At 57.6% G+C, this 12479-nt stretch carries 13 protein-coding genes; 5 read left to right on the top strand and 8 right to left on the bottom strand.

All coding sequences use genetic code 11. The features are described from left to right. Window positions 1-74 precede the first annotated feature (74 nt). From mdcE to mdcA, 5 genes are read right to left on the bottom strand one after another with little or no spacing between them, the layout of a single operon-like run. Window positions 75-875 carry a biotin-independent malonate decarboxylase subunit gamma gene (gene mdcE, locus FD428_RS01835; protein ID WP_101744221.1) on the bottom strand — a complete coding sequence of 267 codons (801 nt, stop codon included), beginning with the start codon at window positions 873-875 and terminating at the stop codon, window positions 75-77. Continuing rightward, window positions 875-1708 (bottom strand): biotin-independent malonate decarboxylase subunit beta, encoded by an 834-nt coding sequence (locus FD428_RS01830; RefSeq protein WP_012135453.1) that lies wholly within the window; start codon window positions 1706-1708, stop codon window positions 875-877. The genes mdcE and FD428_RS01830 overlap by 1 nt, the downstream gene beginning before the upstream one ends. Beyond that, the gene (mdcC, locus tag FD428_RS01825; RefSeq protein ID WP_047460783.1) at window positions 1701-2000 is read right to left on the bottom strand and encodes a malonate decarboxylase acyl carrier protein; all 300 of its coding nucleotides are present in this window, start codon (window positions 1998-2000) and stop codon (window positions 1701-1703) included. The genes FD428_RS01830 and mdcC overlap by 8 nt, the downstream gene beginning before the upstream one ends. 9 nt (window positions 2001-2009) lie before the next feature. After that, complete coding sequence (locus tag FD428_RS01820; protein WP_114848048.1) at window positions 2010-2867, bottom strand: triphosphoribosyl-dephospho-CoA synthase; 858 nt, start codon at window positions 2865-2867, stop codon at window positions 2010-2012. Further along, a complete protein-coding gene (mdcA, locus tag FD428_RS01815; RefSeq protein WP_114848049.1) occupies window positions 2867-4522 on the bottom strand; it encodes a malonate decarboxylase subunit alpha in 1656 nt (551 codons plus the stop codon). The genes FD428_RS01820 and mdcA overlap by 1 nt, the downstream gene beginning before the upstream one ends. 249 nt (window positions 4523-4771) lie before the next feature. Between mdcA and FD428_RS01810 the strand changes: the two genes are divergently transcribed. From FD428_RS01810 to FD428_RS01800, 3 genes are read left to right on the top strand one after another with little or no spacing between them, the layout of a single operon-like run. Next, window positions 4772-5794 carry a hydrolase gene (locus FD428_RS01810; RefSeq protein WP_012135458.1) on the top strand — a complete coding sequence of 341 codons (1023 nt, stop codon included), beginning with the start codon at window positions 4772-4774 and terminating at the stop codon, window positions 5792-5794. Continuing rightward, window positions 5791-6009, top strand: a complete 219-nt coding sequence (locus FD428_RS01805; RefSeq protein WP_047460774.1) for a YheU family protein — start codon at window positions 5791-5793, stop codon at window positions 6007-6009. The genes FD428_RS01810 and FD428_RS01805 overlap by 4 nt, the downstream gene beginning before the upstream one ends. Window positions 6010-6062: 53 nt before the next feature. Continuing rightward, the gene (locus FD428_RS01800) at window positions 6063-6932 is read left to right on the top strand and encodes a phosphoribulokinase (protein WP_012135460.1); all 870 of its coding nucleotides are present in this window, start codon (window positions 6063-6065) and stop codon (window positions 6930-6932) included. Between the two features lie 98 nt (window positions 6933-7030). Here FD428_RS01800 and FD428_RS01795 read toward each other — a convergent pair whose 3' ends face one another. Then, complete coding sequence (locus tag FD428_RS01795; protein WP_012135462.1) at window positions 7031-7435, bottom strand: OsmC family protein; 405 nt, start codon at window positions 7433-7435, stop codon at window positions 7031-7033. Window positions 7436-7742: 307 nt separating this feature from the next. Here FD428_RS01795 and crp point away from each other — a divergent pair, with 307 nt between their 5' ends. Both crp and FD428_RS01785 read left to right on the top strand, forming a co-directional pair. Continuing rightward, entirely contained in the window at window positions 7743-8375 is a 633-nt protein-coding gene (gene crp, locus FD428_RS01790; protein ID WP_000242758.1) for a cAMP-activated global transcriptional regulator CRP, read from the top strand. Between the two features lie 51 nt (window positions 8376-8426). Then, window positions 8427-10514 (top strand): YccS/YhfK family putative transporter, encoded by a 2088-nt coding sequence (locus FD428_RS01785; RefSeq protein WP_114848050.1) that lies wholly within the window; start codon window positions 8427-8429, stop codon window positions 10512-10514. A 105-nt stretch (window positions 10515-10619) separates the two neighbouring features. Here FD428_RS01785 and FD428_RS01780 read toward each other — a convergent pair whose 3' ends face one another. Beyond that, complete coding sequence (locus tag FD428_RS01780) at window positions 10620-11837, bottom strand: aspartate aminotransferase family protein (RefSeq protein ID WP_012135466.1); 1218 nt, start codon at window positions 11835-11837, stop codon at window positions 10620-10622. Window positions 11838-11910: 73 nt separating this feature from the next. Next, a complete protein-coding gene (pabA, locus tag FD428_RS01775; protein ID WP_012135468.1) occupies window positions 11911-12474 on the bottom strand; it encodes an aminodeoxychorismate synthase component 2 in 564 nt (187 codons plus the stop codon). Between the last annotated feature and the right edge of the window lie 5 nt (window positions 12475-12479).

Below are 12479 nucleotides of genomic sequence, written 5' to 3'. Positions count from 1 at the left end.
TTTCAGGATGCAGGTCGCCTCACGGACGCAACGGGCGCGCCCGTGGGGTTATGCATCTGGCAGGTCTCTTTTACTTACCAGCTCGCCCGCATGCGTTCGCGTACAAGAGCAGAACTACGACGATTGTCAGCACCCAGACGGTTTTTCAGCGTCGGCTCCTGACGAGCATCGCTGATGGCCTGTTGCAGAGTGGCTGTCACCAACGTCAGATCGTTTGCCGAAGGAGCATCTGGATTACTGATATCCAGCAGACTGGAGAGCAGTCCCAGCGTGGCGTAGTTACTGATGTCGTACGCCATCGGCGGAATAGTGGCCGCCAGTTTTTCCAGCGACTCAACGGTACGCAGGGTGATACGTGCCGCAGACTCTTTGCCCATCGCGTGGATCAGCACGCCTTTGTCGTTGAAGGCAATCAGACGGTTGGCCTGATAACCGTGCGCCAGAAACGCGCCGGACATCGCCTTGCCGACAATAAGGCCAATCACCGGATGTCCTGCCAGACGCGCATTGGCATACGCCGCTGCCGCACCGGCCAGCGCCTGGTGAATACCAAATCCCTCTTCACGGCGACCGTAGGCCTGGCTGGGCACATCAATCACCGCCACGATCGGGCGCTTAACAGTGTTATCAGCATCGGCAGCCACGGTTTCGCTGACCACTTTTGCAAGCGTCCAGCCTTCCAGCAGACCAACCTCGCCTTTTGCGGCGCGTGGGTAATGGTTGTTAGCATCCGGCACTACCGCGATAAAGCGCGCCGTTTCACCGTTCAGTTCACCGTCTGCGGCCTGCACGGAGGGGCACAGCCCTTCGAGCCGCCTGGCGTTCGGTACGAGGGCTTGCAGCCATAACTCGCCACGGCTTATTGCGTTACTCATCATTTCACCTCCCGGGCAAAGAGCGCGTTAATCTGTTCTGAATCGGCCTGTTTGCGGGTGTCGAAATGGCTCAGACGGTTCAGATAATCGTCGTAGTTATCGGTGCGGTGTTTTGCCGGAACGCCTTTCGCCAGCGCATCGTTCATCGCCGCTTTCACCGCGTTGACGCCATCGCCAACCAGCGCATCCACCAGCCCGCTTTGATAGCGCACTTCGCCACCGGTCATGCTCCAGATAAACGGGCGGTCACGGGAGTCATACTCTTCAATCCCGGCTTCCTGTTCGATAACCTGCGGGCCGTTCAGACCCAGACGCGCTTCGCGGGTGACAATCAGATAGCTACACAACGCAGCGGCGATAGACATCCCGCCGAAGCAGCCGACAGTCCCGGCCACAATGCCGACCACCGGGGTGTAACGACGCAGGTCAACAATCGCCGCGTGGATGTCGGCAATCGCCGCCAGGCCGAGGTTGGCTTCCTGCAAACGCACGCCGCCGGTTTCCAGACTCAACACCGCCTGCGTCGGAATGCCATTACGGTTATCTTCCGCCGCCAGCTCCAGCGCCGCCGCCATTTTAGCGCCGGACACTTCGCCCATACTGCCGCCCTGGAATGCGCCCTCAATCGCCACAACCACCGCCGGTTTGCCGTTAATAGTGCCTTTCGCCACGACCATGCCGTCATCGGCCTGCGGCACGATGCCCTGCGCGCCCAGCCACGGCGACATCACGCCTTCAAACGGATCGAGCAGTTCGCGGTAGCTGCCTTCATCCAGCAGCGCATGGGCGCGCTGACGCGCTTTTAATTCGATAAAACTGCGGTCATCACGCATAGCTCACCTCTTCAAATACCTGTTCGATACGAATGCGCGCTACGCCCGGCGTCGCGCCGAAGTCGTGGATGGTCAGTTTGCCTGCCGGCAGGCTGCTGACCGTTTGCAGACGGGTAAACAGCGCTTCCCAGCGGCTGCGGCTGTTATCGACGGAAGTGGTGATATCAATGGTTAACGTCTGGCCCTGGTCGGCGGTGAATAACACCTCCATATCCCCGGAGCCGACAACCCCTGCCAGCGCCCTGCCGCGTAACGCGCGGCTGGCTGGCACGGTCAATGTGATTTTTTCCATAACATCCTCTTAATGCTTTGAATAAGACGTTTCGACGCGATCGAGATACAGGGTGGCGGCGAGCAAGTCCGCCGCGCCGCCCGGCGAGGCATTCAGCGCCAGCATCTGACGGTCTAAACGGGCCAGCGCTTGCGCCCCTGCCGGGTGCGCGCTGCCGCCCGCATGGAGAACGGCGCGCGCGCCGTGCTGCATGGCATCCAGCCCCTCCATCCCGGCGCGAGAAAGTACGCAGGTGTCGGTCAGCGAGGTCATGATGGCCATCAGCGCATCCAGCCGGGCGTGCATTTCGCTGCTGCCGTTCTGTCGGCTTAGCCGAAGCTGCGGCAGCGCACGCTGCATAATGTGTGGAAACGCCTGCTGCGCTTCTTCTCTGGCGCCCGGTACGCGATAACGGTGCGTGGCGCGCAGCCCTTTACTGAAGACTTTCGGCGCGGCGTCATCCGGCAGTTTTGCCAGTTCAGCAGCGGTTGCCGTCACCTGCTGCGCCCTACCCACGCCGCCGTGCATCGCCACGGCGCTCACCAACAGCCCCAGCGCCCAAATCGCGCCACGGTGGGTGTTCACGCCGCCCGTTGCCGCCATCATCTGCTGCTCGCCTTCGCGACCGAGTCGCCCTATGGTTTGTCTGAGCGCAATATCAGCCGGACGCCGCCAGCTTTGTTGCGCCAGCGCCTGAAACGTGGAGGTCAGGCTGTGCGCCGAGCGCTCCATCAGCGCAAGCGATAAATCGTGGTGCGCGCCGTTCCCCCGACTGTCCACCAGACCGGGCTTCGGGCTTAATCGTGCTTCGTCGATCAGACACTGCGTGGCGGTTCGCGCCAGCCATTCGGCACCGCCTTCAACCTGAATCCGGGGCAGAAGTTTCATTACCAGCTCCGAAATTTCGCAGGTGGGTTGTAGAGCCCCCCGGACCATTCCACCAGGTCGGCAACGCTGCCGGCCGCCAGCAGAGAACGGGTGGCGTCGGTACGACGAATGCCCATATCTTCCGGGTAAACCACCTTGCCGTTCTGACGCAGTTCGGCGACGCGCCGGGCGTCTACGCCCAGACCGATGTCGGTGATACCGGCCACCGCCGCAACCATCGCGCGGCGCTCCTCCAGACTGTCCGCCCGGTAGAGGTAAGCGATACCTTCTTCGGTCAGAACGTGGGTCACGTCGTCGCCGTAGATCATCACCGGCGCCAACGGCATACCGGAGGCTTTCGCCACGTCAACCGCGTCCAGTTTTTCCACGAAGGTCGGTTTCACGCCCGCCTGGAAAGTTTCCACCATCTGCACCACCAGTTTTTTACCGCGCTGCATGGGGTCAGGTTCGGTGATCATGTTCAGCCAGGCCGGGGTAGCGTGACGGCGACCGTGCGGGTCGTGGCCCATGTTTGGCGCGCCGCCGAAGCCGGACAGACGACCACGAGTCACCGTTGAGGAGTTAGCCAGGCCATCAACCTGCAACGTGGAGCCGATAAACATATCGACCGCGTACTGACCCGCCAGCTGACAGAAGGCGCGGTTAGAACGCATGGAGCCGTCGGCGCCGGTAAAGAACACGTCAGGACGGGCGCGGATGTACTCCTCCATCCCCAGCTCGCCGCCGAAGCAGTGCACGCTTTCCACCCAGCCGCTTTCAATCGCCGGGATCAGCGTCGGATGCGGGTTCAGCGTCCAGTGTTTACAGATTTTGCCGCGCAGACCGAGTTGCTCGCCCCAGGTGGGCAGCAGCAGTTCAATAGCGGCGGTGTTGAAGCCGATACCGTGGTTCAGCGACTGCACCTGATGCTCTGCGTAGATGCCTTTAATGGCCATCATCGCCATCAGGATATGTTCCTGTTTGATCAGGCGCGGGTCGCGAGTGAACAGCGGTTCGATAAAGAACGGTTTGTCGGCCACCACCACGTAGTCGATCCACGAGCCCGGAATATCGACGCGCGGCAAGTCGCACTCGTCGTCCACCAGCTCATTCACCTGTACGATAACGATGCCATCGTGGAATGCGGCGGCTTCCACCAGCGCCGGGGTATCTTCGGTACTCGGCCCGGTGTAGAGGTTGCCTTTGCGGTCAGCTTTGTAACCGGCAATCAGCGCCACGTTTGGCGCCAGGTCGACGTAAAGACGGGAATAAAGCTCAATGTAGGTGTGGATGGCGCCAATTTCCAGCAGGCCATCTTCCAGCAGTTGCGAGATGCGCAGACTTTGGGTGCCGGAAAAAGAGAAGTCCAGCTTGCGGGCGATACCCTTTTCGAAGATATCGAGATGCTCGCTGCGCCCAACGCTTGGCATGATCATATGCAGGTCATGCACTATCTGCGGGTTGACCTCCGCCAGCATGCGGGACAGGAAATCTGCCTGCTTCTGGTTATTCCCTTCTAATACCACGCGGTCACCCGGCGCGATCAGTTTTTCCAGCATTGCGGTCAGGTCTGCGGTTGGCAGCACCTTGCCCTGCACCGGAACAGAAGCCAGACGCCGCTGCTTCTCGGTGCGGCGCGTGTTCCAGACTCGTGCTGGCGTTTGCCCAGATAACATTATTAACCTCCTGATTCAGCTAATCATTTTGATTGCTTAACACTGGAAAGAGTGTGCGCCCTGGTGAGAAAGTCATCAATTAAGCGTAGAGAGGAATCATTAGCCTGAGAGTAATAATTTGAGTAATGAATTGTGATTAAGATCAGCGTCAGGAAGGTGTAAATCCGCTCCCCCTGCCTCATTTTCATAAACACCAGGGGAAAGTGACGGTATAGTAGGCGGCAGATTTAAAAAAACATCGCATAATTTATGACTCAAATAACCTCCCCCGACCTTGATATCACCGGTCACGATAGTGCGGAGTTCGTGCCAATGCGCGGTATCCGCAACCGCCACCTGCAAACCATGCTGCCGCGACTCATCCGCCGCAAGGTGAAGTTCGATGCGCACTGGCAACGTCTGGAATTACCGGACGGCGATTTTATCGATCTGGCCTGGAGTGAAGATCCGCAGCACGCGAAGCACAAACCGCGTCTGGTGGTTTTTCACGGCCTGGAAGGCAGCCTGAACAGCCCGTACGCACACGGGCTGATTGAAGCGGCGCAAAAGCGTGGCTGGCTGGGCGTGGTCATGCACTTTCGCGGCTGTAGCGGCGAACCGAACCGGCTGAACCGCATTTATCACTCCGGCGAAACGGAAGACGGCACCTGGTTTTTACACTGGCTACAGCGTGAGTTTGGCGCCGTCCCCACCGCCGCCGTCGGCTATTCGCTTGGCGGAAATATGCTGGCGTGTCTGCTGGCGAAAGAAGGCCGCGAGATCCCGATTGACGCGGCGGTCATCGTTTCCGCCCCCTTTGTGCTGGAAGCGTGCAGCTATCATATGGAAAAAGGGTTTTCCCGCGTTTATCAGCGCTATCTGCTCAATCTGCTAAAGGCCAACGCCGCGCGCAAGCTGGCGGCATACCCCGGCACACTGCCGATTAATCTGGCGCAGCTCAAATCCGTGCGTCGGCTCCGTGAATTTGACGATCTGATCACCGCGAAAATTCACGGCTTTGCCGACGCGATAGACTATTATCGTCAGTGTAGCGCCATGCCGATGCTCAACCAGATCGCCAAACCGACGCTCATCATCCACGCGAAAGACGATCCGTTTATGGATCATCATGTGATCCCGAAACCGGAAAATCTGCCGCCGCTGGTGGAGTATCAGCTCACCGAGCATGGCGGGCATGTTGGATTTATCGGCGGGACGCTGCGTCGCCCGGAAATGTGGCTGGAGTCGCGGATTCCCGACTGGCTGACAACGTATCTGGAGGCGTCATCATGATGATCCCCTGGCAAGAGCTGTCTTCTGAGACGCTGGACAATTTGATCGAAAGCTTTGTGTTGCGTGAAGGCACCGATTATGGTGAACATGAACGTTCGCTTGAGCAAAAGGTCGCCGACGTCAAACGACAGCTACAGTGCGGAGAAGCTGTTCTGGTGTGGTCTGAGCTGCACGAGACGGTCAATATTATGCCGCGTGGACAGTTTCGCGAATAATCCGCCGCTGACGGCCGACTATACTAAAACTTTTGTTGATTCATGGAGTTGTTATGTCTGCCAAACATCCGGTGATTGCGGTAACAGGATCCAGCGGCGCGGGGACCACGACCACCAGCCTCGCGTTTCGAAAAATTTTCGCGCAGTTAAATCTGCGCGCAGCCGAGGTGGAAGGCGACAGTTTTCATCGTTACACACGCCCCGAAATGGACATGGCGATCCGCAAAGCGCGCGACGCCGGGCGGCATATCAGCTATTTCGGCCCTGAAGCCAACGACTTCAGTCTGCTGGAACAAACTTTTATTGAATACGGACAGACGGGCAAAGGCCAGGCGCGTAAGTATCTTCATACCTACGATGAAGCCGTGCCGTGGAATCAGGTGCCGGGGACGTTTACCCCGTGGCAACCACTGCCGGAACCCACCGATGTGCTGTTTTATGAAGGGCTGCACGGCGGCGTGGTAACGCCGCAGCATGATGTCGCGCGTCATGTCGATCTGCTGGTCGGCGTAGTGCCGATCGTCAACCTGGAGTGGATTCAAAAGCTGATTCGCGATACCAGCGAGCGCGGCCACTCCCGCGAGGCGGTGATGGATTCCGTTGTCCGCTCAATGGATGACTACATTAATTTCATTACGCCGCAGTTTTCCCGCACCCACATTAACTTCCAGCGCGTGCCCACCGTCGACACCTCCAATCCCTTCGCCGCGAAAGGCATTCCTTCGCTGGACGAAAGTTTTGTGGTCATTCATTTCAGAAATCTGGAAGGGATTGATTTCCCGTGGCTGCTGGCGATGTTGCAGGGGTCGTTTATTTCCCATATCAATACGCTCGTGGTGCCGGGCGGCAAAATGGGGCTGGCGATGGAGTTGATCATGTTGCCGCTGGTTCAGCGACTGATGGAAGGGAAGAAAATCGAATAATCTGTTCGCTGTTTGCCGGATGGCGGCTAACGCCTTATCCGGCCTACAAGGTGCGAATTCGTAGGCCTGATAAGCGTAGCGCCATCAGGCAACCGGCATCACGCCGCAATCACTTCATACGAATGGGTAATATTCACCGCTTTTTCCAGCATCAGCGCCACTGAGCAATATTTCTCAGCCGAAAGATCGACCGCCCGCGCAACCGCCGCGTCTTTCAGGTCATTGCCGGTCACAATGAAATGCAGATTGATATGCGTAAACAGGCGCGGCGCTTCTTCACGACGTTCGGACGTCAGCTTCACTTCGCAGTTCGTCACATCCTGACGCCCTTTCTGCAAAATAGAAACCACGTCGATTGCGCTACAACCGCCTGCGGCCATCAGCACCATTTCCATCGGGCTTGGCGCTTTATCACCGGAGTTGCCATCCATTAAAACCTGGTGGCCGGAGGCAGACTCTCCCAGAAAGGTTAACCCTTCAACCCACTTTACACGCGCTTGCATATTCGGAACTCCAATGTGTCAATTTTCCTGACAGATTACGCGCACATAACAAATCTCGCAACGGAAGGCGACCTGCGTCATGCTGAAGCGAGACACCAGGAGACACACGGCGAAAGCTATGCTAAAACAGTCGGGATGCTACAGTAATACATTGACGTACTGCATGTATGCAGAGGACATCACATTCAGGCTGCAGTACATTTTCGACAGCCCCCTTCCCAGGAATTCGGGAAACCTATTTTTGCAAACCCAGAGGCAGTGTCGTGTTCTGGCTCTGGAGACAGCTTATAACAGAGGATAACCGCGCATGGTGCTTGGCAAACCGCAAACAGACCCGACTCTCGAATGGTTCTTGTCTCATTGCCACATTCATAAGTACCCATCGAAGAGCACGCTGATTCACCAGGGTGAAAAAGCGGAAACGTTGTACTACATCGTTAAAGGCTCAGTGGCAGTGTTGATCAAAGATGAAGAAGGGAAAGAAATGATCCTTTCTTATCTGAATCAGGGCGATTTTATTGGCGAACTGGGCCTGTTTGAAGAAGGTCAGGAACGCAGTGCCTGGGTACGTGCCAAAACGGCCTGTGAAGTCGCTGAAATTTCTTACAAGAAATTCCGTCAGTTGATCCAGGTAAACCCGGATATTCTGATGCGCCTGTCTTCCCAGATGGCTCGCCGTCTGCAAGTGACATCTGAGAAAGTCGGTAACCTCGCCTTCCTCGACGTAACGGGCCGTATCGCTCAGACCCTGCTGAACCTGGCGAAACAACCTGACGCAATGACTCACCCGGATGGCATGCAGATCAAAATCACCCGTCAGGAGATCGGCCAGATCGTTGGCTGCTCCCGTGAAACCGTGGGGCGTATTCTGAAAATGCTCGAAGATCAGAATCTGATCTCCGCTCACGGTAAGACCATCGTCGTCTACGGCACACGTTAATCCCGTCGGAATGGCGCATTACCGGGTAATGCGCCATTTTTGTTTGCACCGATGTGGCGAAGACTGATTTACCATCCTGAGATCAACTACGCACTACGGCAAACGCTGGTGCTGTGCCTGCCTGTGGCTATCGGCCTGATCATCGGCCAGTTGCACCTGGGACTGCTGTTCTCGCTCGTTCCCGCCTGCTGCAACATTGCCGGTCTTGATACCCCGCATAAACGCTTTTTCAAACGCTTAATCATCGGCGGATCGCTGTTTGCCGGATGCAGCCTGATTACACAACTGCTGCTGGCGCGCGACATCCCCCTGCCGCTGATCCTCACCGGGCTGACGCTGCTGCTCGGCGTCACGGCGGAAATCAGCCCGCTGCATGCAAGACTGCTGCCCGCTTCACTGATTGCCGCCATTTTCACGCTAAGCCTGGCGGGGAACATGCCGGTCTGGGAGCCGCTGCTCATCTACGCGCTCGGCACGCTATGGTATGGGCTGTTTAACTGGTTCTGGTTCTGGCTGTGGCGCGAACAGCCGCTGCGCGAGTCGCTCAGCCTGCTGTATCGCGAGCTGGCCGACTATTGCGAGGCCAAATACAGCCTGCTCACGCAGCATATCGATCCAGAAAAAGCGCTGCCGCCTCTGCTGGTGCGCCAGCAGAAAGCGGTGGATCTCATTACCCAGTGTTACCAGCAGATGCACATGCTGTCGGCCCAGCACAATAATGACTACAAGCGCCTGCTGCGCGCCTTCCAGGAAGCGCTGGACTTACAGGAGCATATCTCCGTCAGTTTGCATCAGCCAGAGGAGGTTCAGAAGCTGGTGGAGCGCAGTCACGCGGAACAGGTTATTCGCTGGAATGCGCAAACCGTCGCCGCCCGCCTGCGCATCATCGCGGATGATATTCTGTATCACCGTCTGCCCAGCCGTTTTTCGATGGAGAAGCAGACTGGCGCGCTGGGAAAAATCGCCAATCAGCACCCGGAAAACCCTGTCGGGCAGTTTTGCTACTGGCACTTTAGCCGTATTGCCCGCGTATTACGCACTCAGCGTCCGCTGTACGCACGCGACCTGATGGCTGATAAACAGCGTCGCCTGCCGCTGCTGCCCGCGCTGAAAAGCTATTTATCGTTTAAATCGCCCGCGCTGCGCAACGCCGGGCGAATCAGCGTCATGTTAAGTATCGCCAGCCTGATGGGCAGCGCCTTACATCTGCCCAAGCCGTACTGGATTTTGATGACCATCCTGTTCGTCACGCAAAACGGCTACGGCGCGACGCGCGTACGCATTCTGCACCGTTCGGCGGGTACGCTGGCCGGTCTGGTGGTGGCGGGCGTCACGTTGCACTTTCGCATTCCTGAAGGCTACACGCTGGCATTAATGCTGATCATTACGCTGGTGAGCTATCTGACTATTCGCAAAAACTACGGCTGGGCGACGGTTGGCTTTACGGTGACGGCGGTCTATACCCTGCAACTGCTGACGCTCAACGGCGAACAGTTCATCGTGCCGCGATTTATTGATACGGTCATTGGTTGCCTGATTGCTTTTGGCGGGATGGTCTGGCTCTGGCCGCAGTGGCAAAGCGGCCTTTTGCGTAAGAATGCCCACGACGCGCTGGAAGCGGACCAGGAGGCCATTCGGCTGATCCTCAGCAACGACCCGCAGCCAACGCCGCTGGCGTACCAGCGAATGCGGGTGAACCAGGAGCACAATACGCTGTTTAACTCGCTGAATCAGGCGATGCAGGAACCGGGGTTTAACACGCACTATCTGGAAGATATGAAACTGTGGGTAACGCACAGCCAGTTTATCGTTGAGCACGTCAACGCCATGACCACGCTGGCGCGCGAGCATACGATGCTGACGCCAGATCTGGCGCAGCGCTACCTGGAATCCTGCGAAATTGCGCTCCAGCGCTGTCAGCAGCGGCTGGAGTATGACGCGCCGGGCGGTTCCGGGGATGTGAATATTCTGGAGTCATCGGAGATGCTCTCCCACGGGCCGCTCAGCACGCTGGAACAGCATCTGCAACGCGTGCTGGGGCACCTGAATACCATGCACACCATTTCGTCAGTGGCATGGCGCCAGCGCCCGCATCACGGCATCTGGCTTAGTCGCCGGTTACGGGATATGAAGGGTTGACGTTGCTTGCTGTTTGTTGTTTGCCGGATGGCGCTACGCTTATCCGGCCTACAGGGGAAACGCGATTTGTAGGCCGGATAAGGCGCTTGCGCCGCCATCCGGCAATCAGCCAGCCACTTTCGCCACCGCCTGCGCAAAACGCTGCATCCCTTCGTCAATATCCGCCTCTTCCACCACCAGCGACGGAGCAAAGCGCATAACATCCGGCCCGGCATTCAGCACCATAACGCCTTCATGCGCGCCAGCGTAAAGGAAATCCCGCGCCCGGCCTTTGTACTGCGGCTTCAGTTCCGCGCCAATCAACAGCCCCATGCCGCGAATATCGCTGAAAATGTCATACTGCTCGTCAATCTTCTGCAAATGCTGAACAAACCGCTCGCGTTTAGTCTGAACGCCGCTCAGCACGTCAGACGTATTGATGATATCGAACGCGGCCCCGGCAACGGCGCAGGCCAACGGATTGCCGCCGTAGGTGGAACCGTGCGACCCAACGTGGAACGCGGACGCAATCTCCTGCGTGGTCAGCATAGCGCTGACCGGGAAGCCGCCGCCCAGCGCTTTCGCACTGGTAAGAATATCCGGTGTCACGCCGTAGTGCATATAGGCGAACAGATCGCCGGTGCGCCCCATACCGCACTGAACTTCATCAAACACCAGCAGCGCCTGATGCCGATCGCACAGCTCGCGCAGGCCTTGCAGAAACGCTGGCGTTGCGGCGGTGACGCCGCCTTCTCCCTGGATCGGCTCCACCACCACCGCGCAGGTATGGTCATCCATCACCGCTTTCACCGCGTGCAGATCGTTGAAAGGAACATGGATGATATCCGCCGGTTTAGGGCCAAATCCGTCGGAATACTTCGGCTGACCACCAACGGAAACGGTAAACAGCGAGCGGCCATGAAAGGCGTTATGGAAGGCGATGATTTTGGTTTTAAACGGGCTATGACGCACGCAGGCATAGTGGCGCGCCAGTTTGAAGGCGGTTTCGTTGGCTTCGGTGCCGGAGTTCATAAACAGCACGCGCTCGGCGAAGGTCGCGTCGATAAGCTTACGCCCCAGACGCAGCGCAGGTTCGTTAGTAAAAACGTTGCTGGTGTGCCACAGCGTTTCACCCTGCGTTTTCAGCGCCTCCACCAGCGCCGGATGGCAATGCCCTAAGGCGGTAACTGCAATCCCACCCGCGAAATCAACGTACTCTTTACCCTGCTGATCCCAGACCCGGCTGCCCTTGCCTTTTACCGGAATAAACTCTGCCGGTGCATAAATCGGCAGGATAACTTCATCGAAAGTCGCGCGCGTAATTGCAGTTTGTTCAGTTGCCATCTTATGCCCATCCAGCTAAATGAAATTTCAGTCATAAAATATGCATAAAAAATCACTATATAGCAACCACAAATCAGCGCGACAGGAAATTAGCCAGCAGTTGATGTCCCTGCTCGCTCAGAATACTTTCCGGGTGGAACTGCACCCCTTCCAGATCCCACTCCCGGTGGCGAATCCCCATTATTTCCTGCGTGTCGCTCCAGGCCGTAACGTCAAAGCAGGCGGGAAGCGTTGCAGGATCGATCACCAGCGAGTGATAGCGCGTGACGGTGAGCGGGTTCGATAGCCCCTGAAAAACGCCCTGGCCGTTATGGGTGACGGGAGAGGTTTTACCGTGCATCACTTTGGCCGCCCGCACGATCGTCGCACCAAAGGCCTGCGCCATCGCCTGGTGTCCAAGACAGACGCCGAGCATGGGAAGGCGCCCGGCATAATGGCGGATTACTGCCAGGGAGATGCCCGCGTCATCCGGCGTACAGGGCCCCGGCGAGATCACGATTTTTTGCGGATTCAGCGCGTCAATTTGCGCCAGCGTCAACGCGTCATTTCGCCTGACCAGGACATCAGCGCCCAGTTCGCAGAAATACTGATAAAGGTTCCAGGTAAACGAATCATAGTTGTCGATCAGCAGAATCATGGCGG

The organism is Citrobacter sp. TBCP-5362 (assembly GCF_005406305.1).
GTDB lineage: Bacteria > Pseudomonadota > Gammaproteobacteria > Enterobacterales > Enterobacteriaceae > Citrobacter_B > Citrobacter_B koseri.
The sequence above is the reverse complement of the archived record's forward strand: the minus strand, read 5'-3'. Positions and strand labels throughout refer to the sequence as shown.

Bases quoted from the DNA above. Each gene is read 5' to 3' on its own strand.
- mdcE (WP_101744221.1), bottom strand. From the start codon at position 875: ATGAGTAACGCAATAAGCCGTGGCGAGTTATGGCTGCAAGCCCTCGTA.
- FD428_RS01830 (WP_012135453.1), bottom strand. From the start codon at position 1,708: ATGCGTGATGACCGCAGTTTTATCGAATTAAAAGCGCGTCAGCGCGCC.
- mdcC (WP_047460783.1), bottom strand. From the start codon at position 2,000: ATGGAAAAAATCACATTGACCGTGCCAGCCAGCCGCGCGTTACGCGGC.
- FD428_RS01820 (WP_114848048.1), bottom strand. From the start codon at position 2,867: ATGAAACTTCTGCCCCGGATTCAGGTTGAAGGCGGTGCCGAATGGCTG.
- mdcA (WP_114848049.1), bottom strand. From the start codon at position 4,522: ATGTTATCTGGGCAAACGCCAGCACGAGTCTGGAACACGCGCCGCACC.
- FD428_RS01810 (WP_012135458.1), top strand. From the start codon at position 4,772: ATGACTCAAATAACCTCCCCCGACCTTGATATCACCGGTCACGATAGT.
- FD428_RS01805 (WP_047460774.1), top strand. From the start codon at position 5,791: ATGATGATCCCCTGGCAAGAGCTGTCTTCTGAGACGCTGGACAATTTG.
- FD428_RS01800 (WP_012135460.1), top strand. From the start codon at position 6,063: ATGTCTGCCAAACATCCGGTGATTGCGGTAACAGGATCCAGCGGCGCG.
- FD428_RS01795 (WP_012135462.1), bottom strand. From the start codon at position 7,435: ATGCAAGCGCGTGTAAAGTGGGTTGAAGGGTTAACCTTTCTGGGAGAG.
- crp (WP_000242758.1), top strand. From the start codon at position 7,743: ATGGTGCTTGGCAAACCGCAAACAGACCCGACTCTCGAATGGTTCTTG.
- FD428_RS01785 (WP_114848050.1), top strand. From the start codon at position 8,427: ATGTGGCGAAGACTGATTTACCATCCTGAGATCAACTACGCACTACGG.
- FD428_RS01780 (WP_012135466.1), bottom strand. From the start codon at position 11,837: ATGGCAACTGAACAAACTGCAATTACGCGCGCGACTTTCGATGAAGTT.
- pabA (WP_012135468.1), bottom strand. From the start codon at position 12,474: ATGATTCTGCTGATCGACAACTATGATTCGTTTACCTGGAACCTTTAT.